The 23,588-nt window shown below is 37.5% G+C and carries 20 protein-coding genes; 19 read left to right on the forward strand and 1 reads right to left on the reverse strand.

From position 1 onward, the window contains the following. Positions 1-2 precede the first annotated feature (2 nt). The 19 genes from rfbF (at position 3) to HB679_RS08540 (ending at position 22,532) form a co-directional block, all read left to right on the forward strand. Positions 3-779 carry a glucose-1-phosphate cytidylyltransferase gene (gene rfbF / locus HB679_RS08450; protein ID WP_214071526.1) on the forward strand — a complete coding sequence of 259 codons (777 nt, stop codon included), beginning with the start codon at positions 3-5 and terminating at the stop codon, positions 777-779. Next, positions 780-1,862, forward strand: coding sequence for a CDP-glucose 4,6-dehydratase (gene rfbG / locus HB679_RS08455; RefSeq protein ID WP_214071527.1), 1,083 nt, complete (start codon positions 780-782; stop codon positions 1,860-1,862). Next, a complete protein-coding gene (locus HB679_RS08460) occupies positions 1,855-2,793 on the forward strand; it encodes an NAD(P)-dependent oxidoreductase (RefSeq protein ID WP_214071528.1) in 939 nt (312 codons plus the stop codon). The genes rfbG and HB679_RS08460 overlap by 8 nt, the downstream gene beginning before the upstream one ends. After that, positions 2,780-4,498 (forward strand): thiamine pyrophosphate-binding protein, encoded by a 1,719-nt coding sequence (locus tag HB679_RS08465; protein WP_214071529.1) that lies wholly within the window; start codon positions 2,780-2,782, stop codon positions 4,496-4,498. Before HB679_RS08460 ends, HB679_RS08465 begins: the two co-directional genes overlap by 14 nt. Before the next feature lie 32 nt (positions 4,499-4,530). Then, positions 4,531-5,835, forward strand: a complete 1,305-nt coding sequence (gene rfbH, locus HB679_RS08470) for a lipopolysaccharide biosynthesis protein RfbH (protein ID WP_214071530.1) — start codon at positions 4,531-4,533, stop codon at positions 5,833-5,835. A 1-nt stretch (position 5,836) separates the two neighbouring features. Further along, positions 5,837-7,195: an oligosaccharide flippase family protein gene (locus HB679_RS08475; RefSeq protein ID WP_214071531.1), complete on the forward strand. Its 1,359-nt coding sequence runs from the start codon at positions 5,837-5,839 to the stop codon at positions 7,193-7,195. Positions 7,196-7,204: 9 nt separating this feature from the next. After that, positions 7,205-8,065, forward strand: coding sequence for a glycosyltransferase (locus tag HB679_RS08480; protein ID WP_214071532.1), 861 nt, complete (start codon positions 7,205-7,207; stop codon positions 8,063-8,065). A 29-nt stretch (positions 8,066-8,094) separates the two neighbouring features. Then, complete coding sequence (locus HB679_RS20705; RefSeq protein ID WP_346345140.1) at positions 8,095-8,658, forward strand: CatB-related O-acetyltransferase; 564 nt, start codon at positions 8,095-8,097, stop codon at positions 8,656-8,658. Between the two features lie 13 nt (positions 8,659-8,671). Further along, positions 8,672-9,835: a glycosyltransferase family 4 protein gene (locus tag HB679_RS08490; RefSeq protein ID WP_214071533.1), complete on the forward strand. Its 1,164-nt coding sequence runs from the start codon at positions 8,672-8,674 to the stop codon at positions 9,833-9,835. Further along, positions 9,786-11,096: an O-antigen polymerase gene (locus HB679_RS08495; RefSeq protein ID WP_214071534.1), complete on the forward strand. Its 1,311-nt coding sequence runs from the start codon at positions 9,786-9,788 to the stop codon at positions 11,094-11,096. Before HB679_RS08490 ends, HB679_RS08495 begins: the two co-directional genes overlap by 50 nt. A 41-nt stretch (positions 11,097-11,137) precedes the next feature. Continuing rightward, positions 11,138-12,211, forward strand: a complete 1,074-nt coding sequence (locus HB679_RS08500) for a glycosyltransferase family 1 protein (protein ID WP_214071535.1) — start codon at positions 11,138-11,140, stop codon at positions 12,209-12,211. A 2-nt stretch (positions 12,212-12,213) separates the two neighbouring features. Continuing rightward, on the forward strand, positions 12,214-13,302 hold the full coding sequence (locus tag HB679_RS08505) for an acyltransferase (RefSeq protein WP_214071536.1): 1,089 nt from the start codon (positions 12,214-12,216) through the stop codon (positions 13,300-13,302). 3 nt (positions 13,303-13,305) lie between these two features. Continuing rightward, the gene (locus tag HB679_RS08510; protein WP_214071537.1) at positions 13,306-14,364 is read left to right on the forward strand and encodes a glycosyltransferase family 4 protein; all 1,059 of its coding nucleotides are present in this window, start codon (positions 13,306-13,308) and stop codon (positions 14,362-14,364) included. 13 nt (positions 14,365-14,377) lie between these two features. Then, positions 14,378-15,271: an NAD-dependent epimerase/dehydratase family protein gene (locus HB679_RS08515; protein ID WP_214071538.1), complete on the forward strand. Its 894-nt coding sequence runs from the start codon at positions 14,378-14,380 to the stop codon at positions 15,269-15,271. A gap of 212 nt (positions 15,272-15,483) precedes the next feature. Further along, complete coding sequence (locus HB679_RS08520; protein ID WP_255547580.1) at positions 15,484-16,827, forward strand: undecaprenyl-phosphate glucose phosphotransferase; 1,344 nt, start codon at positions 15,484-15,486, stop codon at positions 16,825-16,827. A 121-nt stretch (positions 16,828-16,948) separates the two neighbouring features. After that, positions 16,949-17,479 carry a hypothetical protein gene (locus HB679_RS08525; RefSeq protein ID WP_214071540.1) on the forward strand — a complete coding sequence of 177 codons (531 nt, stop codon included), beginning with the start codon at positions 16,949-16,951 and terminating at the stop codon, positions 17,477-17,479. Continuing rightward, the gene (locus tag HB679_RS08530) at positions 17,476-19,155 is read left to right on the forward strand and encodes a capsule assembly Wzi family protein (RefSeq protein WP_214071541.1); all 1,680 of its coding nucleotides are present in this window, start codon (positions 17,476-17,478) and stop codon (positions 19,153-19,155) included. Before HB679_RS08525 ends, HB679_RS08530 begins: the two co-directional genes overlap by 4 nt. Positions 19,156-19,166: 11 nt before the next feature. After that, a complete protein-coding gene (locus HB679_RS08535) occupies positions 19,167-20,855 on the forward strand; it encodes a capsule assembly Wzi family protein (RefSeq protein ID WP_214071542.1) in 1,689 nt (562 codons plus the stop codon). Positions 20,856-20,870: 15 nt separating this feature from the next. After that, complete coding sequence (locus tag HB679_RS08540; RefSeq protein WP_214071543.1) at positions 20,871-22,532, forward strand: capsule assembly Wzi family protein; 1,662 nt, start codon at positions 20,871-20,873, stop codon at positions 22,530-22,532. Here the strand turns inward: HB679_RS08540 and HB679_RS08545 are convergent. Then, positions 22,529-23,587: a hypothetical protein gene (locus tag HB679_RS08545; protein WP_214071544.1), complete on the reverse strand. Its 1,059-nt coding sequence runs from the start codon at positions 23,585-23,587 to the stop codon at positions 22,529-22,531. The genes HB679_RS08540 and HB679_RS08545 overlap by 4 nt on opposite strands. Between the last annotated feature and the right edge of the window lies 1 nt (position 23,588).

Raw genomic sequence — 23,588 nt, forward strand, 5'->3', positions numbered from 1 at the left:
AAATGAAAGTTGTACTACTTGCGGGTGGATTGGGTACCCGATTAATGGAAGAAACAGAAGCGCGCCCCAAACCTATGGTAGAAATTGGTGGTAAGCCAATTTTATGGCATATCATGAAAATTTATGAAACCTATGGTTACAATGATTTTGTATTGTGTCTGGGGTATAAACAACAGTCAATAAAGGAATATTTTTTAAACTATTACCTTTATAATTCAGACGTGACTATCGAATTGGAAAAGAACAAGGTTGACGTACATTTCTCAAATTCTGAATCATTCAAAGTAACATTGGTAGACACCGGTTTGACGACCAATACAGCGGGGCGAATAAAAAAAATTAAAAAATATGTTGATGGTGGAACATTCATGCTTACTTATGGGGATGGCGTTGCTGACATTAATATTGCTGAATTAGTTAAATTTCACCACTCACACGGTAAGTTGGCAACATTAACAAGCATACAAACACCTGGACGCTTTGGCAACATAGAAATGGACGAGAATGGCGGTGTTGAACATTTTGTTGAAAAACCTCAAGGTGATGGTATGTGGATAAACGGAGGTTTTTTTGTGCTGGAGCCAGAAATCTTCAAATACCTTGAAGAGGATATGGATGATGTACAATGGGAAAAAAAACCATTAAAAGAAATAGCCCAGGATGGGCAGTTGTCAGCTTATAAACATCATGGGTTTTGGAAACCAATGGATGCCTTAAGAGATCGTATTGAATTGGAACAACTTTGGAGCACTGGTAATGCACCGTGGAAAATTTGGTAAATGATGTTTGATCAACTGAAAGAAGTATACGGAGGGAAGAAGGTCTTTTTAACTGGCCACACCGGTTTTAAGGGATCTTGGTTACTTAAAACCTTGTCTCTGCTTGGTGCAGATGTCAAGTGTTATGCACTTGCGCCTGATACGACACCGAATTTATATGATGTTATACTAGGAGACACGCTTTGTGATTCAATAATAGCAGATTTACGTAACCGTGATCAGCTTAAGCTTGCGATAACTGATTTTCAGCCAGATTTTGTATTTCATTTGGCAGCACAACCGTTAGTAAGGCTGTCTTATCAAATACCATCTGAAACTTTTGAGGTAAACGCCATCGGTACGGCAAATTTACTTGATGCTGTAAACTTATTATCTACCCCGTGTTATTGCGTTTTAATAACTACAGACAAAGTATACCATAACAATGAATGGGAATATCCTTATCGCGAAAACGACAAGTTAGGTGGGTATGATCCTTACAGTGCCAGCAAAGCATGTGCAGAATTAGTAATAGACTCTTACCGTAATTCTTTTTTTAACGTAAAGGACTATCAGCAGCATAAAAAAGCGGTTGCTGTTGGTCGTGCGGGTAACGTTATAGGCGGTGGCGACTGGTCTAAAGACCGGTTGATACCCGATATTGCAAGAGCATTAGCTGCTGGAAAAAAAATTGAGATAAGAAACCCCAACTCGGTAAGGCCATGGCAGCATGTTTTAGAGCCCTTGTTTGGCTATTTGTTGCTTGGCGCTAAATTATATAAAGACCCCGTACTGTTCTCTCAGGCCTACAATTTTGGCCCTGATGTTAATGATGCCCTGCCGGTAGCTAACATGGTCGACATGGCTATTTCTAGTTGGGGAGGGGGAGAATACGAAATAAATCATGTTGCCGGCCAACCACATGAGGCGGGCTTATTAAAGCTTGACATCAGCAAGGCAATAAATGACTTAGGGTGGCGGCCGCAAATGAACGCATCAGAGGCTGTTGCAAAAACAATTGAGTGGTATAAAGTCTTTTATAGTAATTCGGACGATATTGTAAAATTTACAGAGAAGCAGATAAAGGTTTTTTTCGATGTCTAGAGTTTTTATAACAGGTATTACTGGATTTTTAGGATCAAATATTGGCAGGTATTTAATAGAAGATGGCCATACAGTAGCCGCAATCTATAGAGGTACGTCGTCAAAGAAATTATGCGCGGGCTTTGAAGATCAGATTGATTGGATACTACAAGATGAAAGTAATTGGACTGAAAAGGCGGAGAAATTTTCTCCTGAAATTATTATACACAGTGCCTGGCTTGGTGTAAGTCATCTGGAAAGAAATATCTGGGATAAACAACTGGAAAATATTGAATTTGTTAAGCAATTATTGTTAATAGCAAAAAGTGCCGATACCAAAAAGGTCATTGCATTAGGGTCGCAAGCTGAGTATGGGATGTTTGAAGGTTGTGTCGCAGAATCACATCAATTAAAGCCAACAGAGGCTTATGGATCTGTGAAAATAGTATGTTCCGAACTGTTAAAGCAATTTTGTAACAGTAATAACATTGATTGGTATTGGTTAAGACTATTTTCGGTTTTTGGGAGTGGAGAGTCTGAAAATTGGTTGATTCCTACGTTAATTAATAAGCTCCTTACATCAAACTATATGGATCTTACTCCCGGCGAACAGAAATACGCTTATCTTTACGCTGATGACTTAGGTAGAGCAATAAATAACATCATAGTCAATAAAGGTAAATCTGGTGTTTACAATATTTCTGCTAAACAACCAGTTTCGCTTAAAAATTTGGTTACTACAATACGAGATCAGGTTAATCCGAAGTTTGAGTTGCATTTTGGTAAATTAGAATACAGGGAGAACCAGGCCATGCACATACAGGGCGACGTTACTAAATTTATAGAAGCGTTTGGTGAGTTTGAGTTATCTGATTTCAAACAAGCATTGGCTTTAACCATCGATAGTATTAAAGGACAGTTCAAAATAAAGCAAGCTAATGAAAGCATCTGATTTTATAGCAACATTTTTGGAACGGAAAGGGGTTAAGCACGTTTTTGAATTGTCAGGAGGTATGATCACTCATATTCTCGATTCATTAAATCAAAAAACATCCATTAACGTCATTACGATGCATCATGAGCAAGCTGCGGCATTTGCTGCTGATGCTTATGGGCGTGTAACCGGCTTGCCTGGGGTGGCGCTGGCAACCAGCGGGCCCGGCGCAACAAATTTGCTTACAGGTATCGGTAATTGTTATTTCGATTCAGTGCCAGGGGTATTTATAACAGGGCAGGTTAATCGCCATGAGCAAAAAGGTGACAGGGCAATACGTCAACTTGGGTTTCAGGAAACAGACATTATAGCGATGGCCAGCCCAATAACTAAAGCATGTTTCAAAATAACAGACCAAAATGAGTTACCAGAAGTGCTTGAAAGGGCTTTTTGGATAGCAACAGAGGGGCGGCCCGGGCCTGTTCTGATTGATATACCTATGGATGTACAGCGTTTAAAAATAGACGCCCCATTCGTGACTGAAAAAACGATAGAAGTATTATGCCCGGCAGAAAATCAGTTAAAGGATATTATTGAAAGTATAAAACAAGCTCAAAAACCGTTGGTGTTGGTAGGCCGCGGGGTGAGATCTGCTTTTGCAATCGATGAACTAAAGCAATTTTTAAAAAACACGCAGTTGCCAGTTATTACTACACTGCTTGCGGTTGACGCGGTTGAGCACGACCATCCTGCGCGCGTTGGCTTCATTGGAAGTTACGGTAATAGGTGGGCAAATATTGCTTTTGGTGAATGCGATCTGCTGATAGTATTAGGCAGCAGACTTGATATACGACAAACAGGAGCCGATACCAAATTTTTTGAAAACAGGACTATTTACCATATTGATTGTGAACCGGGCGAAATCAATAATCGTGTTCAAGGCTGCGTTCCAATTGTAGCTGATGTAAAGGCGTTTTTAAAGGCGTTTAACACTTTAACACAGGAAACTGCTTTTGATAAAAAAACGGATTGGTACAACTACTTTAATACGTTAAAACAAAACTGGCCAGACACTGCCGAGTTGAAGCCTAAAGGTATCAACCCCAATTATTTTATGCATAAACTGTCAAAATATGCAGAAAAAGCCCGGTGTTATATAGCTGATGTGGGTGCTCATCAAATGTGGACAGCACAATCAATTGATTTAAATGCAGATCAACTTTTCCTGACGTCTGCAGGAATGGGTGCCATGGGCTATTCATTACCCGCTGGGATAGGTGCGTGTTTCGCCAATAACATCAAACCTGTAGTTGTTATCGCAGGCGATGGGTGTATGCAAATAAATATTCAAGAATTACAAACAATTAGTCGCAACAATTTACCTATTAAAATTGTTGTGATGAACAATAAGAATCTGGGAATGATACGCCAGTTTCAAGATAGCTATTTTGAATCAAGATATCAGTCTACTTACTGGGGATACAGTGCGCCGGATTTTGAAAAAGTTGCTAAGGCTTATGAAATAAATAGCCTTACAATTAATACCGATGAAGAAATAGAAGATGCAGCAAAATGGCTTTGGAATTCTGAAAATGCTGATAAACCAGTACTGTTACAGGTAATGATTGATCCATATACCAACACTTATCCTAAAATTGCTTTTGGCAGGCCTATTACAGAAATGGAGCCTTTTGCCCAGCCAATAGAAATGGAAGGTACCTGATCAATCACATAAAAATATAATTTACATCCCTTATGTTTAAAAATCTTACAAATCCTGAGCTTGAAAAGAGCTTGAGAGAAATCGCAAAACAAAAAACTACCCAAATAATTGTACCAGGAACTAATTATATTCCGGTTACTGGTAAGGTTTTAGATGAAGAAGATGTTTTGTTTGGAGTTGACGCGACATTAGACGCCTGGTTAACTGCAGGAAGATACGCAAATCAATTCGAACATGAATTTGCTAAATATTTTAACGTCCCTAAAGCACTGTTAGTAAACTCTGGATCATCTGCCAATTTGGTAGCGTTTTACGCATTAACTTCGCCAAAATTGGGCGATAGGCAAGTGCTTCCGGGCGATGAAGTAATAACTGTGGCTGCCGGTTTTCCAACCACCGTTAATCCAATGTTACAGTATGGATGTGTACCGGTGTTTGTAGATGTTGATATAGCTACACATAATGTTAAGGCCGACGACATTGAAGCCGCAGTGTCGCCAAAAACAAAAGCTATTATGATAGCGCATTCATTAGGTAATCCGTTTAACCTGGATGAAGTGATGCGCGTGGCAAAAAAATATAACCTTTGGGTTGTAGAAGACGATTGCGACTCGTTAGGCGCTACTTACCGGGATAAAAAAACCGGAACTTATGGCGATATAGCGACGTTTTCTTTTTATCCGGCTCATCATATTACCATGGGTGAGGGTGGAGCTGTAATTATCAATAATCCTGAATTGGCAAAGATAGCCGAAAGCTTTAGAGACTGGGGGCGAGACTGTTATTGCGAGCCTGGTAAAGACAACACCTGTGGCTGTCGTTTTTCTCAGCAATTAGGTAGCCTGCCATACGGATATGACCATAAATATACCTACTCACATATAGGTTTTAATTTAAAGGTTACAGATATGCAGGCTGCATTTGGTGTGTCTCAATTAAAGAAGGTTGATTATTTTGTGCAACGCCGTCGCGAAAATTATAAAGCGCTTTATGAGCGTATGAAACAATTTGAGGAGATATTTGTACTGCCCGAGCCAACCCCTAACAGTGATCCGTCATGGTTTGGATTTTTGCTTACGCTTCGTGAGGGCGATGCTGCCGACCGGCATATGCTGGTACAACATCTCGAAGAAAAGAAAATTGGAACCAGGTTGCTTTTTGCCGGTAATCTGTTACGTCAGCCGGCCTACGCTGGTATCAAACATCGTACAATTGGTGACCTTCCGAATACGGATACCATTATGAATCAGTCCTTTTGGTTGGGTGTGTGGCCGGGCCTAAATGAAACTCATTATGATTATATGGCTGATGTTATTAATGCCTATATAAACAGTTAACGTGTTATTAATTATTAGAGATTTTTTTAGAAAAATTGGCGTTGATAAGGCCATCGCGTTTACTGTACTTGCAAGAATAATTCAAGCTTTTGGTGGCATAGTTTCCATTGTATTTATAGCCAAGTTTCTGTCTGGCAATGAACAAGGTTATTACTACACATTTAGTAGTATTTTGGCAATACAGATTTTTTTTGAATTAGGATTGAGCGGTATTATAACCCAATATACCGCACATGAATTTGCGCATTTAAAGTGGGTTGATAATGATCTGGACGGACAGGATTATCATAAATCGCGTGTGTCGTCGCTGCTTAGATTTTGTGTAAAATGGTTCGGAATAATAAGCATCATTTTATTTTTTATATTAATGATAGCAGGTTTTGTTTTTTTTTCAAAATATAATGCTAATGATCATGTAAGCTGGCAAAACCCATGGATTATTCTATGTATATCCACATCGCTGAATTTATTTATTGATCCGATTCTGGCTTTTATAGAAGGCTTGGGCGAAGTAAAGGATATGGCGCAGCTTAGACTGGTTCAAAAAACCGCGAATGTAATTTTACTTTTCTTGTTTTTTGCCCTTGGGTTTAAATTATACTCAGCCGCTTTAGCCTCATTAATTGCTATAGGAATTAACTTTATACAGCTATTATTTGCGAAACGCAGAATTAGATTGACGACTATATGGAGATTACATGGAGAATCGACAATCAATTATGTAAAAGAAATATTTCCTTACCAATGGCGCATTGCCTTGAGCTGGATAAGTGGATATTTTATTTTTCAACTGTTTAACCCAGTGCTTTTTGCATATTCAGGGGCTGTGATTGCTGGCCAAATGGGTATGTCATTGCAGATATTGAATGGTATATCGGGCTTGTCCATGAGTTGGATAACAACCAAAGTGCCGCTATTTTCATCGTTTATTGCGCATGGAAACTATAATGAGCTAAATAAAGTGTTTAAAAAAACGCTAAAGAACTTATTAGGCGTTAATTTTGCAATGATACTTTTCTTTTACGCCCTGTATATTGTGCTTTTTATAGATAAGGTCTCTTACGCAAACAGGTTTTTGTCGCCTGTACCGTTGGCATTACTTTGCTGCGTTACTATTGTAAATCAATTAGTTTTCTCGTGGGCCACCTATTTACGCTGTCATAAGCAAGAGCCATTTTTGATAAATTCAATTGTTATCGGAATACTTTGCGCATTGTCAACAATGCTATTAGGAAGATATTTTGGTATATTTGGTTTGGTAACCGGTTACGCATTTATTACCATAATAATCTCTTTGCCATGGGCTTATCTAATTTTTAAGACAAAGAAAGCCGAGTGGCATAATGCTAATAATTATTAACGACCGACAATGCCTAAAGTATCAATTATCGTCCCAACTTATAATCGGTCGATATATTTAAAAGAAACTTTAAATTCAATTTTGAGTCAAAGTTTCACTGATTATGAAATAATCATAACCGACAATAACTCAACCGATGATACGGAAAATGTTGTTAAGTCGTTCAGTGATCCACGAATAGTATATTCAAAAAATCCAGAAAACGTTGGGTCGGTAAACAATTACAATGAGGCATTAAAACTTGTTAAAGGCACATATATCCATCTGTTCAGCGATGATGATATCATGCTTGCAGATTGTCTTGCAGACAAGGTTGGCGTTCTTGACAAATATCCGGAGATCGGTGTGGTGCATTCAGATATCAATACGATTGATAAAAATGGATCAATAATATCAAACAATCATTACTCTTTTAAAGTCTACAAAAAATGGGCAAAAATGCATGCTGTAAGCAAAGCATTTCCAAAAGAGATGTATCACAAAATGCTGGTTGCAAATAATTTTGTTTGTATGCCTGCTGTAATGTTCAGAGCTTCTGTGTTAAATAAAATTGGCCTTTTCGACGCTGCGTTATCTTATATTGTTGATTGGCAGTACTGGCTTAAGGCAAGCTTGTATTTTGACTTTTATTATATTAACAAAAAAACGGTCTCTTACCGAATTCATGATAATAACACCGTAAAAAAGCTTTCTTTAAGGATATTAAATAATGAACTTGAACATATTTTTAATGACCTTGTTACAAATTACAAAGACTCTGCCATCGTAAAAAGCAGATTGCAATATTGGCTGATAAAAGTATATTATAATGGCCGTTACCGTCATTTTTATACTAATTACCTAAGGTGGCTACTAGAATTTATACGTTAATACGTTGAGTATTTTAAACTGTTAATACTATGATTTTATTAAAATTGCTCCGCCAATATTTGTCGCGTTTTAAAATGCAATGCCGGTTAGCCTATGTATCTAATTACTTTAATTGCTACATACATTATTCGGTTGGATTTTATTACGAAAAAATAACTGACATCGAAATAGGTAAGGGTTGTTCAATTGGGATAAACAATGTTATATTTTGTACAAATGAACAAAACAAAGGGACCAGGTCAAAATTGAAAATTGGCGATGGTACATCGCTCGGAGAGATGAATAGCATAAGAGCTTCGGGAGGCGAGGTAATTATTGGAAAAAATTGCCTTATCTCACAGTTTGTAAATATTATTGGTAGTAATCACTCTATTAATAAAAACGAAACTATAAAAGATCAACTTTGGGACGATATAAAAACAGGAGTTGTCATCGGAAATGATGTTTGGATAGGTTGCGGTAGCACGATATTGCCGGGAGTAAAAATTGGGGATGGCGCAATAGTAGCAGCCGGCTCTGTTGTTACAAAAGATGTGGCCCCTTATACTATTATTGGCGGTGTGCCAGCATCGTTTATCAAAAACCGGACTTAGCGAATAAAGTTAAATGAAAAAAGTTTTATACGTTTTTGGCGGTGAAGAAGCATCCGGAGCGGAACTGGTTATCCAAAGATTAATCCAATACAACAAGGGGGCAGTTGATGCACACTTATTTGTGGCACCCGGACAATTTGCCGAACAAGCTATAAAAAACAAACTCTGCGAAATAACTTTATTAGACCAATTAAAAAAGCTAAATCGCGGAAGAACCGAAGGGATTGGATTTATTATTAAGGCGTTGAAGAACTATATAGCAGTTTCTGCTGCCGTATTAAATTATGTAAAGAGAAATAAAATTGAGATTGTTCATGCCAACACGGTAGTGCCAGCATCTTATTTACTGCCAGCGATTTTTTTTTCAAAACTTACCTTCAGAAAAACTAAATGGATTTGGAGTGACCACGATATTAAATATTTTTCAAGGCTTGATCATTTAATTTCTAATTGGTGTCTCAGGTTTTACAATGCAACTTTAGTTGTATCAATTGCGGTAAAGAAAAAATTTAATCCGAACAAATCCAATATTATCGTCCTGTATAATGGCATCGATTTAAACCAATTTAACAAAAATAACGATGAAAGGCGGCAGTTTAGACAAGCGCATAATATAAAAGATGACGAGCTTTTGTTTTGTATAGCAGGTGTGATTTCTCCGCGAAAAGGACAGCTAAGTTTGATAAAGGCATTTGGCGAACTGTTAAGCAGATACGATAACATTAAATTAGTTTTTGCCGGTAGTTTGTCAGAAGATACCCCTGACTATTATCGGGCATTTTTAGATGCCGTAAATCAACATTCTGATAAAATAACTTATATAGGCAAAGTCAGTAACATGTTGCCATTATATAATGGAATAGATGTGTTAATTAACAACAGTAGCGCACAAGGAAGCGAACCCCTGGGTACAACAATTTTGGAGGCTATGGCATTCGAAAAAATCGTTGCTGCAACAAATCTGGGCGGATCGCCAGAAATTATATCTGATAAAGAAAATGGGTTTTTATATGGTCCTGATGATAATGAAGAGCTGAAAAATATTATTGAAACAATAATTATTAAACATAATTCTTTTACTGATTTAAGGGTAAACGCGCGCCTCAATATCAAACACAAATTTGATATTGAGCAAATGGCAATTAATTATAATAAAATCATTAATTCTATTAGTTGATACAATGGTTGGTGTTATAATTTTTCTTGGAAGTGCTGTGTACATGTGCGGTTCATATTTAATATGGCCAAGCAGGTATAATATAACAGCGCATCTTAATTTGGCCTTTGTTTTTCTTGCTTTTTTTGTCCCGGCTGTTATTTTAGAAAATCAGAATGATTTTGCGCCTGAGCTAGTTACTTTATATACAGAATTACTTATAGTTGGCGCCATTTTTTATGTAATTGGCTTATTTACAGGTTTCCAAATCAAAGCGGGCCCAACATCATTTTCGTTTGACGTTTTAGAGACTAAGATTTATGAACGCAGGGTTATAAGGATAACGAAGATCTTATTGATATCCGGTATAATTGGAGAAACTTTGGGCTATCTGTTAATGGGGTTTGTTCCTATGTTTGCTGCAGACCCGCTTGCCGCCAAATTCTTTAGAGGGCCATATGCTGTACCAGCTTACGTTTCTGCTATATACCTATCTTCTTTTTTTATTTTAAGCACAATTGTACCTATTGGCTTGATGATATGGTATCAAAATAAAAAAAAGGTTTTATTTCTTTTTTTGATAGTTACCGCGGTTGGGCTTATGATGTTGTCGTTAGCCAGAAGCCCCGCCTTTAGCGGTATAGTTTTAACAGTAGCCGTGATAATGTCTTTTAAAAGCAAAAAGTTATTTGTTGCTTTTATTCTACTGATTTTTGGTTTGTATGCGTTTAGTTCGGTTTTTTATTTCATAACCGGCATCAGAGACTATTCTGAAATGGGGTTCGCATTAAAAACAGATCATGTTTTTTGGAGAGTGTTGTCATCTGGTTCTAACGATGTTAACGAACAGTTAGACTTTTTGAGGTATTTTAACAATAACCCAGAGTGGACCTACGGGCAGACAATTTATGGAGGATTGATACCCGGCCATTATTATTGGAATCCATCAGTATACACTTTACGGGTTATAACTATGGGGCAAGATGTAAACGAAGTAATTTCGGGAGGTGTCAGGCTACCCGCACCTATGTGGGGGTATGTTTCATTTCAATGGCCTGGTGCGGCTATATTTAGTTTTCTATCTGGTTTTGCGCGAGGAGCAATTATAAAATATACTAAGTATTGGGTAAATAAACATAAGTCATTACTTGTCATTATTATTGTAATGTCTATTAACATAGCGGTGTTCGAGTCTTTACCTTACTTTTTTATACTTTCCATGTACACCATACCACCCATTTTGGTGTTCTTGTTTTATATGTTTAGGTTTAAATTAAAATAATTAGCCTGATAAATTGTCAGCAGGTATTTGTTATATCATATATGTTTATTTTAAATAGCAGATTTTTAACTCAAAATTTAACCGGTGTGCAGCGCTATGGGTATGAATTGTTTAAACAATTATCAAATAGCCAACTCGATTTTAGATGCTTTTTGCCAAACCAACCTGTAAATAACACGTATCAAGTAGACCAACAAATTGACCTGCAAAAGATTGGCAAAAATCAATCACACGTCTGGGAGCAAATAGATTTACCTTCTTATTTAAGAAAAAACGGTTCGCCCCTGTTGTTAAATCTTTGCAATACTGCGCCATTATTTTACAAGAATCAAATAGTTACAGTTCATGACATTGCTTACATGCGTGGTAACTGGCACAGTCGCAGTTTTCGTGCGTTCTATAAAACGGTGATACCGAAAGTTATAAAAAATAGCCACCATGTTATTACCGTTAGCGAGTTTTCAAAACAAGAGATCATGAGTGCTTACGGCACCCCTGGCGAGAAAATATCAGTTATTTACAACGCGCCGTTTATAGCCAACACCCTGACAGATGCTACAGAAATTGAGAAAATGGTTTTAGACAAGCCGTTTATATTATCTGTGGGATCAATGGATTTACGTAAAAACCTTAAAAGACTGATTCAAGCGTTTTTATTATTAAAAAACAAGAACATTAAACTTTTGCTAACGGGCAGTCACCATACAAACTTTAAAAGTGATCCTGAATTAGGTATCCTGCTAAATAATAATAAAGATAGGATAGTTTTTTTGGGCTACCGTACAGATGCAGAACTCACGTATTTATATAAAAATGCGTTATGTTTTGTTTATCCGTCTTTGTACGAAGGGTTTGGTATTCCGCCAATTGAGGCTATGATGAACAATTGCCCGGTAGTTACAAGTAACGTTTCAAGCCTGCCAGAGGTTTGTGGCGATGGCGCATTATACTGCGATCCGTTAAGTATTAATGATATCGCTGCAAGTATAAATACGATGATAGAAAATCAAGATCAAAGAGCGAAATACATTTTGGCCGGCGCAAAAAATGCTTCAAAATATTCATGGCAACTTTCGGGCGATAAGCTTAAGACATTAATAAACAATTATATATAATTATGAATTCAATTTCGCTTCCGAAGCATAGGTTGGAGTGGTTAGACTGTTTACGAGGTATCGCAGCGTTAATGGTTGTTGTATTACACCTCTGGCTTTCGTTGCTATCAATCTATAAACTAAGCTTAACAGGCTCTTTAAAGATAATATCATATTTCATATTTGGTTATCTGGATTTTGGGAAAATTGGGGTAGTAGCATTTTTTTTAATAAGTGGCTATGTTATTCCTTATAGCTTTAGAGGGAAGACAAATAAGCAGTTCTTTCTAAATCGATTTTTCAGATTATATCCGGCATATTGGGTTTCCATATTATCGCTGATCATAATTATCGGCTTGCCGCCAATAAAAGATCTGTTGGCAAATATCACGATGTTTCAAAGATTCTTGGGTGTAAACGATTTAATTGGTGCATTTTGGACTTTACAAATAGAGCTAATATTTTATATTTTTTGTGCTGTATTGCATTATTTTAAATTATTGGAAAGCGACAAATTTATATTCAAAACAATAGTAGTTCTTATAGGTTTAACTTTGGTTATTGCTTTTTTACGGTTTGAGTTAGATAAAAAATTACCAGTAGCACTATTTTTAGCATTGATAGTAATGTTTTTAGGATTAATGTGGCGGCGCGCTACCTTAGATAAATCTGCATTCATTACGAAGCCCCTTGTATATAAGATTCTATTTGGTTTTATAGTAGTATTACTCCCAATAACGTTACTGGCCTATTCTAAAGATTACGGTTATAATGAAACCTGGTATAGATATTTTTTTTCGTACTTATTAGCGCTGGGTATATTTTTTGTATTCTCATTTTATAAGTTCGTAAACAGTGTGTTATTGTATTTGGGTAGTATAAGCTATTCATTGTATCTATTGCATGCAGTATTTGGCTTAGAGTTTACGGTGATAGTTTTAAAATTTTTAAAAACAAATAATATCTATCTATATGTTGTTATTTTCTTTGTTTTGTCATTTGTTAGTGCAACGCTCTGTTATTTTTTCGTAGAAAAGCCATGCGTGAGATTGGGTAAAAAAATAGTTAATAGATTAAATGGAAAACATAACATTCAATCTACAGATAAGTAAATTATGAGAATATTGATTGTAGACGAACTTTTTTATCCGTTAGGTGGTATACAAGTAAGATTTAAAGATTTGTCAGAGCAATGGGCTAAAGCTGGTCATACAGTAATTATGACAGCAATCGATCATGTAGGCAATCTACCTGAACAGGAAGTAATAAATGGTGTTACATATAATAGGGTGATGAAAGACCCTAATTATTACAAATCAGGGCGATTTGGTCGCAAAACCGGCACTATCCTGCAATATACCTATAAGCTAAAATCCTTCTTTAAACAAGATTGGGATTTGGTTATTTTTGGCCAGTTTCCGATGTTACCACAGGTGATTTATCATTATTTATATAAAAAACATGATAAAACAGTTTTAGACTTTGTTGAATATAGAGACTCAAAATTGTGGAAGTTTATTAATAATATTATTATTAATGCTGCTGATAATGTGGTATGCATCAGTGAACATGTAAAAGAATGCGCTATGATGTATCGGAAAGATAACCTATATGTCATACCAAGTTTTGTTGATACAAACAAATCTAAACCTGAATCCAAAACAAATTATATATTTCTGGGCCGCATGGAAGAACACAAGCACCCTGAAGTTGCTATCGAAGTTGTAATCAGCTATAACCAAACGTATAACCAAAATATGCAATTGATGTTAGTAGGAGGAGGGAATATGCTTGAAGGTTTAAAGAAAAAATACGGCCATATATCATTTATCAATTTTTTGGGTGCTGTTGATGAAGAAAAAAAACTTGAAGTTTTGGCAAACGGGAGGATGTTGATATTTCCATCAGAACGAGAGGGCCTGCCTATCGTGGTTATAGAAGCAATGTCATACGGAATCCCGACGGTTACTACCGATTTTCCCGGCAACGGCACTCAGTTCTTTGTGAAACAAGAAGATATTGGATTAGTAGCACTCCCTAACATTAAAGATCTTGTTGCTAAAGTCCATGAATTAGAAGAAAACTACGATTACTATACAACAAGATGCCTGGAGGTAAAGGGAAACTATGACATCAGCTTGCTAAGCGCAAAGTATTTAGAAAATCTTAATTAAATAAAAATTTATTATGAAGATATTGGTAATTGGGTCGAAAGGGTTTATAGGCTCGCATATCTATGAATATTTCAAAAAATCACATGAAGTTTGGGGAGCTGACATTATAGAAGATAAGAGTGCGAAAAATTATTTCCTGCTTTCCCGGCAAAATACCCAGTACGAGGAAATTTTTGACAATAACCAATTTGATGTGTGTGTAAATGCCAGCGGTAATGGAAGCGTGCCTATATCGCTTAACCGCCCGGTATTTGATTTTGAATTAAATGTTACTAATACGCTCAAAGTACTTGATGCCATACGTATAAATAACCCTACATGTAAATATATCAGCATGTCGTCTGCCGCTGTATACGGCAATCCGGTTAGTTTGCCTATAGAAGAAAATACAGCGCTGATCCCAATGTCACCATACGGGTGGCATAAACTATATGCCGAGCAAATCTGCAAAGAGTATTATTACCTCTATGATTTGCATACTATTAATCTGCGATTATTTTCTGTTTATGGAGAAAACTTAAAAAAGCAGTTATTTTGGGACACCTATCAAAAATGTAAACATACCACAGAAATCGAGTTGTTTGGTACTGGTAATGAAACCAGAGATTTTATATATGTTAGCGATCTTTTACACGCGATAGATTGCATTGTAAAACGTGGCCTGTTTAATGGCGAATCTGTTAATGTTGCTTCAGGCATTGAAACTACCATTAAAGAAGCGGCTACGGTTTTTTGCGAATATGTTGACAAAAAGATAAAAGTCAAGTTTAATAAAATAACTAAGCCCGGCGATCCACTTAACTGGCGGGCGGATATTGGAGTTTTACGTAGCTGGGGTTTTGAACCCGGATTTTCAATCACAGAAGGGCTTAAGGGCACTGTAGCATGGTTGAAAGAAAACGCTTAAACTAATACAGTCCGTATTTTTCTGAAATACTATAATAACTGCGGGGTTTTATTACTTGCTTATCTTTGTCCTGTAAGCGATTATTTTAGCATATTTGTGTTCAAATTTAACAATATGCTCATTGCATCTTAAGCAAGATTCAATTTTAATTGTAAATGGTTCACAGATATACCACGTTTATAAAAGCAATTAACCTAACGGTAGATTATATCATGCTGAACATCAGTATGATTATATCGTACCTGGTAATTGATAATACATTTTCATCCTGGACTAACAACCATTATCTTCCGGTAGTACTTTTATTCAACTTAATTTGGTTGCTGGCGGCCAATACAACCGGGTTATATGAGCATGTAATAACCAAAGACTCTATCAGAACTTTTAAAGGGGTTATACAGACCTATTTGCTGTTTTTAAGTTTCACGAGTTTTGCAATAATTATACTAATTGGTAACAGGTCTTATACCGTAACACGCGAGTATTTAATTTACTCGTTAGTGTTGTTTGGGTTTTTATTAAGCTTTTGGAAACTTATCTTTTTAAGTATTAGAAAAAGCGAGCGTGCTTCGTTAACTGATACCCGCACTTTTGTGATAGCAGGCGGGGGGCGCATTGGTCATGATCTTTACAGTTACTTTTCAGCCAATCCGGAACTGGGATATAAATTGATGGGATTTTTTGACGATAATCCAGAAAACGTAAAACAAACAGAACTTTATGAGGGGCCTATAAAAGATTGTATGAGATTTGTAGTAGCAAACAGTGTCGACGAAATTTTTTGCACATTACCTATTTCTGAATCAGCGAAAGTTGAGCAATTGATGATCGAAGCCGACAAAAACCTGATAAGGTTTAAATTTGTGCCAGAGTATTATGACTTTGCCAAAAGGCCTACATATGTTGAAACATTTGGACACATACCGGTAATATCTATAAGATCAGAACCACTTGAAAATATGCTAAACCGCTTTGTAAAGCGTGTTTTTGACATTGGTTTTTCGCTATTTATCATATTGTTTGTGTTGAGCTGGCTTTTCCCCATTTTAGCTATTTTAATAAAACTAGGATCAAAGGGGTCGGTTTTATTTGTTCAGATTAGATCTGGCCGAGATAACAAACCTTTTAAATGTTATAAGTTTAGAAGTATGCGCGTTAACTCTGATTCAAACAAAAAGCAGGCTACTAAGAACGACTTACGCGTTACTAAACTCGGGGCTTTTTTAAGACGGTCCAGCATGGACGAATTACCGCAATTTTTAAATGTTTTAATTGGCAACATGTCTGTAGTTGGCCCAAGGCCGCACATGGTTAGCCATACAAAACAATACTCGCAGCTGATAGACAAATTTATGGTTAGGCACTTTTTAAAACCAGGTATTACAGGCTATGCTCAAATTAATGGTTTAAGGGGCGAAACAAAAACTACCGAAGCGATGTTAAAAAGAGTCGAAGCAGATGTTTGGTATTTAGAGAACTGGTCTTTTCTACTTGATCTTAAAATTATTTTCCTTACCGTTTGGAATGTGGTAACAGGAGAGGAAAACGCTTATTAAAAATTTATTGATGAAGAAGCATTTCTTAGTAATAATAGGATTCCTTGTATTTAGTATTTCTTGCAAAAGAGATGTTAAGACTGAAGTGACTGTATATAGTAATGACTTCGAATCAAATAATTTGCAAAACATAACCAATGGAACAATAGAGCAGTATAACAATACAGCGGTTTTGGGGCGTTATAATAACGGTTATTTTGCCTTAACGGTTAACGATTTGCCAAAACACGATTTACTTACCGTATCGTTCGATCTTTATATTCATGACACCTGGGACGGTAACAAACCTGCACCAGACGGCCCGGACATTTGGCAAATGACGATAGATGAAAATACTTTTATTAACACTACGTTTTCCAATCAAACTTTTACCCCCGGCTATTTTACTAATCCACAATCTTACCCGTTTAATTATCCAAACAACTACAGCAATCCTAAAACAGGCGCGTACCGGACAGACCTGCCGGGAGTTTGCGGTGCAATTGGCCCTAATGGTACAACCGAATATAAAATCACAAAAACGTTTGCTCACACAAACCGAACGGTGATATTAAAATGTTTAGACAAACTGGTTCAAACTAACGCGCCTGATCAGAAATGCGACGAAAGTTGGTCTGTGGATAATATAACTATCAAAGCAATAACTTTATGAAGGTTTTAAAGCTGGTTCTTGTATACGTATTGCTGATTTGTATCCAATCTAAAGCGTATTCGCAGTCTTTGTCTGTGGGAACCAAAGCTATTGAAGATTATTACCGGCGAATGCAGTTACTCGGCAAGGCAGATACGTCTGTCTCATTCACCATCCGTCCAATATATCCGGGGTATTTAAAAACAAATATCTTTTTTCCGGACGCTTCAGAGCAAAAACCTGATACCAGCAGCACCTGGGTAAGTAAAAACGGAAAATTAAGAACAGTGATTTTACCGTTTAGCTTTCAAACAGAGGGAAACTCAAACCATCCTTATGGCTGGAATGATGGTGCGATGATACCAGCCAAGGGCTTACAGGCGCTAGTTAGTGGCGGTATTTTTATTCAATACGGGATATTAACACTTCAATTTAAGCCGGAGTTTGTTGGAGCAGAAAACGCTGCATTTGACACGTTTGATAAAAACCAATATGACGTAATATTTGCAAGGTATTACGATATATATAACAATATTGATTTGCCTGTAAGGTTTGGAACCGGAGCTTACGGTAACGCATATTGGGGACAGAGTAGTCTTCGGATAAATTATAAATCAGTATCCGCAGGTATATCAACAGAAAACCTGTGGTGGGGGCCCGGTATTAGAAATTCGTTGTTAATGAGTAATACTGCGCCGGGTTTTACGCATTTAGTATTAAACACGTTAAAGCCCATAAAAACGGCAGTCGGTTCGTTTGAAGGAATGATTATAGCCGGAAAACCAGGAGACTCCGGATTCGCACCTTTAGTGCCTGATAAAACCTATTTCGGTACGGATCTTTATGTACCTAAACCCACTAATTGGAGATATTTATCTGGCTACATTTTAACCTGGCAACCTAAATGGGTACCCGGTTTATTTTTAGGGATTGATCAAACCCAACAAATGTATGGTAAGAACATAAATGGCATAACAGATTTGCTGCCATTTTTTTCTCAGGTAAAGAAAACAACTGCTCCTGATAATTCTATAAGTGGTAAGGATCAGTTAAGCTCTATGTTTATGCGCTGGCTATGGCCACAAGAGCATGCCGAGATTTATTTTGAATACGGTAATTATAATAATACACAAGATTATCTTCAGAAATTACTTAATCCTAATGATTCGCGTGCATATATTTTCGGCGTTCGCAAACTATTGCCATTCAAGCAACGGCTGGACGAAAATATCTTAATAGGTGTAGAGGTTACGCAATTACAGGGCACTAGTCTTACTAAAGACATACAAGGGCAAGAGTGGTACGTAAGCCAAAACGTAAGAGAAGGTTATACCAATCAAGGCCAGGAGCTGGGCGCAGGTATAGGGCCGGGCGGTAACTTACAATCAGTTGAAGTAAGTTGGGTAAAAGGGCTAAAAAAAATAGGCTTACAACTTGAAAGATATGTGCATGATAATGATTTTTATTACTACGCATTTCAAGACAGTAAAGATTATACCAGACATTGGGTTGACCTAACCATGAGTTTTAACGGCGAGTGGAACTACAAAAACCTAATTTTCAATGCTCAAATTGGATTAACAAATTCTTTAGATTATCAATGGGGGTTATCGCAACCGGGAGACGACGTTACCTTTGCGCACCAAACGCATGTATTTAATTTGCTACTGCAAACAGGGGTAACCTATAGATTTTAAAATTGTTAAATATGAAAAAGATATTTTTTGTATTAATGATTTTTTGCGCTGACTTGTTACTCGCTGAAATGGCTGTCGGGCAATCAATTCCGGTGGGGACGCCTCTTTTGGACGATTATTACAGACGAGCGCAATTGTTGGGCAAGGTGGATTCTAATCTATCATTTGCTGTAAGGCCGCTAATTTCAAAATCAGAACTCAAAACCACCGACATATATGATCCTGATAGTACATTAAAAACCGGGCCGATTTATTTTGCCAATAAACGCGGCGAATTTCAAATATTGCCGTTAAGCTGGCAACAGCAATTCAATTCAGATCATCCGTATGGTTGGAATGATGGACCAATGATACCCGCCAAAGGTTATCAAACAATGATAAGCGGTGGGGTTTATTTCAAATACGGCCCACTTAGCATACAACTTAGGCCAGAATATGTGTATGCTGCAAACCCTTCTTTTAATGGCTTTGCATCGGGACATACCGGTCAGGATTTAGTGAATTATTATGCCTTTCATAATCTGGAAGATTGGCCAGAGCGATTTGGTAACGGTTCCTATCATAAAGCATCTTTAGGGCAAAGTAGTATCAGTTTAATATTCGGACCGATGTCAATAGGCGTATCCAATGAGAATTTGTGGTGGGGACCAGGCATACAAAATGCTTTAATATTGACAAATAATGCTCCCGGTTTCAAGCATATTACTATAAATACGGTTAAACCCATTAACACTTATATAGGTTATTTTGAAGGCCAGGTGATAGCGGGACATTTAGATAATTCTGGCTACCCGCCCTTATTAACGACAGCATTACCTGATGGAACAAACTTATACGAAGCTAAAAGAGATTCCTGGCGTTATTTTACCGGGTTTAATATCAATTATCATCCAAAATGGATTCCGGGGTTAACCTTAGGAATTATAAGAACGTTTGATGCTTATTATGATGACGTTAAAAAAGGTGGTTTTAGCGCTTATGTGCCGTTTTTTACTTCATACACTAAAAACAACGTTAACAATGGTGTAGGCGATCTTTTTCCACGCGACCAGATAACCTCATTATACGGAAGATGGTTATTCAATAAAGCTCAGGCAGAGGTTTATCTGGAATATGGATGGGAGGACAATTTATATAATTTAACAGATCTAACTCAATCACCTGAACACTCAAGGGCCTACGTATTTGGCTTACGAAAAATGATCTCAGTAAACGGAAGCGATAATCAGCATATCTTATTTAGCACAGAGGTTACGCAAACCTCTCAACATGCTGAGCTTGGTATAAGAGAGGTTGGGCTGTGGTATGTAAACTATCAATTGCTTCAGGGGCATACAAATGATGGGCAAATATTGGGTGCAGGTACCGGCACCGGCGGTAATATTCAATCTGCAGATGTTAGTTGGGTATCCGGGTTGAAAAAGATAGGTTTTGAATTTGAAAGGTATGAGCACGATGCCGATTTTGCCACTTCTTATTTGCCGCCAATTAACGGTAACAGCAGAAATTGGGTAGATCTTGCTTTTGCTTTACATGGCGAATGGAATTATAAAAATTTCCTTTTTAATGTTAAATTACAGGAAATAAAATCTTTAAATTATGAGTGGATATTAAAAGATTATGATCCGGGACAATATTACATACCACATAATGATGTATATGATTTTCACGGTGAGTTGGGTGTTACCTATAGATTTTGATGCACCATGATAAAAATGTTAAAATCAATAAGCGCTTGTGTCACTATCTGTTTTATGCTATATGCTAAAACATTTGCGCAATCACTTCCGGTTGGTACCCCTGTCTTAGACGATTACTACAGACGAGTTCAACTACAGGGTAAAATCGATACTAATATCTCGTTCGCCATTCGTCCGTTAACGTTTAATGCCCCTCAAATATCGGATATATACGATCCTGAACATGATTTGCCAAAAACGTCGACGAATGCTCACAACGGATTATTTTTTAAGATACTACCCTTAAGTTGGCAGCAGGAATATAACTCCGACCATCCATACGGTTGGAATGATGAAGCCATGATTCCGGCAAAGGGTTATCAAACACTGGTGAGCGCTGGATTTTATTTTAGAGCCGGGCATCTAAGCATTCAACTACGACCGGAATTTGTTTACGCGGCTAATCCCGGTTTTACCGGATTTGCTACGGGCCATTCTGACCAGGATTTAAAAAACTACTATGCCTTTTATAATTATATAGATCTACCGGAGCGATTTGGCAATGGTGCATACACCAAAGCTTTTTGGGGGCAAAGCAATATCATGTTGACATTTGGTTCTGTGGCATTTGGGTTATCTAACGAAAGTATTTGGTGGGGGCCGGGTATACGCAATGCGCTGATCTTATCAGATAATGCGCCAGGTTTTAAGCATGCTACCTTTAATACGGTAAAGCCTTTAAAAACTTTTTTAGGTAGGTTTGAAGGGCAAATTATTGCAGCGCGCTTAGATGGATCGGGTTACTCGCCTTTGCTTACAACTACTACCTCTACCGGTACAAATTTATATCTCCCCAAAGAACATGATTGGCGTTATTATGCCGGGTTTAATATCAATTACCACCCCGAGTGGATATCTGGTTTAACATTGGGTTTAATCAGGTCTTTTAATGCTTATCATAGCGATGTGTCAGGTTTTAGTGGCTATGTTCCATTTTTTACGAGATACACTAAGCTTGATAACGCAGGAAGTGACGGTTTCGGGCGAGATCAACTAACCTCATTTTATGCTCGCTGGCTTTTTACCAAAGCTAATGCAGAGGTATATTTCGAGTACGGGCTTAACGATAACTCTTATAATCTAGCCGATTTTATAGGCTCGCCAGAACATTCAAGAGCTTACATATTTGGCCTGCGTAAAATGGTGCCGTTAAGTAATAAGGATGCTAATATATTAGTAGGAGCAGAAATAACACAGATGTCGCAGTCGGTTGATAGAGCGGTGCGTCCGGCTGGAAGCTGGTATACACATAGCCAGGTAAGGGATGGTCAAACTAATCTTGGGCAAGTAATTGGAGCGGGCGTGGGCCCAGGAGGTAATTTAGAGTCGCTGGAAATAAGTTGGGTATCTGGACTTAAGAAATTAGGTTTAAGTTTTGAACGCTATGAACATTCAGTAGATTTCTATCAAAGATTTTATACTGATGTCAACGGCAATAGCGGCAAGTGGGTAGACATGTCAATAGCATTAAATGGAGAATGGAATTATAAAAACTTCATTTTTAATGCAAAATTGCAACCGGTAAAATCGTTTAATTATGAATGGTTGTTGAAAGACTATAACCCAAGTCAATATTACATCCCCAATAATGACGCGTTCAATTTTCATGGCGAGTTGGGGATAACCTATCGGTTTTAGACTTTTTTACGGCTAAACAGCAAATAAAAGCACAATATCAATTCGCTTAGCAATATGCCGCCTATAATAGCTACAGAATATTTAAGCTTATTCTTTGTCAACGGTAATTCGGGTTCATCAACAATCTGTACGGTTGGGGTTGATTGGGCGAGCATAGTTTTACTGGCCTCCAAATTTTTTACCGTTTCAGAAAATACAGTTGATAGCACAATCTTGTCACGCTCCTTTACCTCTATATCCGCGTTCGAGGCTGTATAAGCAGGATTTAGATCAAGCGTGCTTCTATTAGCAGCGGCCGCCGAATAGGTTTTGCTGTTAAGTGCTTTGCCAATACTATCCGCACGTTTTTGCAAACGGTTTACATTGTCTCTAAGTTTTTGAGTTTTGGTTCTTACATAAAAATCAGTTGACTGATTTATCATCCTGATGCAAAACAGCTGGGCCAGCCTTTCATCTTTCATGGTAGTATTCACCTCAAAAAAACCAAGCTTTTTGTCGGTTTTGGCAATTCCGAAATCACTGGATAATATTCGTTCGGTCATGTCATGTAGCAAGCTGTCTTGTAGCCTGTTGTTTCCTACTCCATTTAAAGGAAAACGAATCACCTTACCATCTGGGCTATATTTAAGCCATTTTTTGCTGAGTTTAGTTACTGCGCCGTATACATCTGCAAGTGTTCTGGTGCTGTCATAGGCTGTAACGAGCGTTGATTTGATGAGGTTATGGCTTTTTACCAACTCTTGTACATTGTCGCCGGCCAGCATACCGCTGCCACCACTTATACTGTTAAGATCCAGGCCAGCCAACCCCGCTAAAGCAGATATGCCGCCGCCGCCAGACGATTTAGAGTCGTCTACAACGAATGTTAGCGTAGCAGTGTAGCTTGGTGTCCATAACCAGGCTGTTAGTGCACCTGCTAAGCCGCCAACTATAAAAACAACGGCTATAGCTTTTTTAAATTTTAAAACATAATCTATATCACCCAGCCGATCTTTGATCAGCCCTTTGATGGTAAACTCAGGCTCGTATGGGTATTGCGTATTTTCCTGGCTCATG

The organism is Mucilaginibacter sp. dw_454 (assembly GCF_018449775.1).
In the GTDB taxonomy this organism is placed as follows: domain Bacteria; phylum Bacteroidota; class Bacteroidia; order Sphingobacteriales; family Sphingobacteriaceae; genus Mucilaginibacter.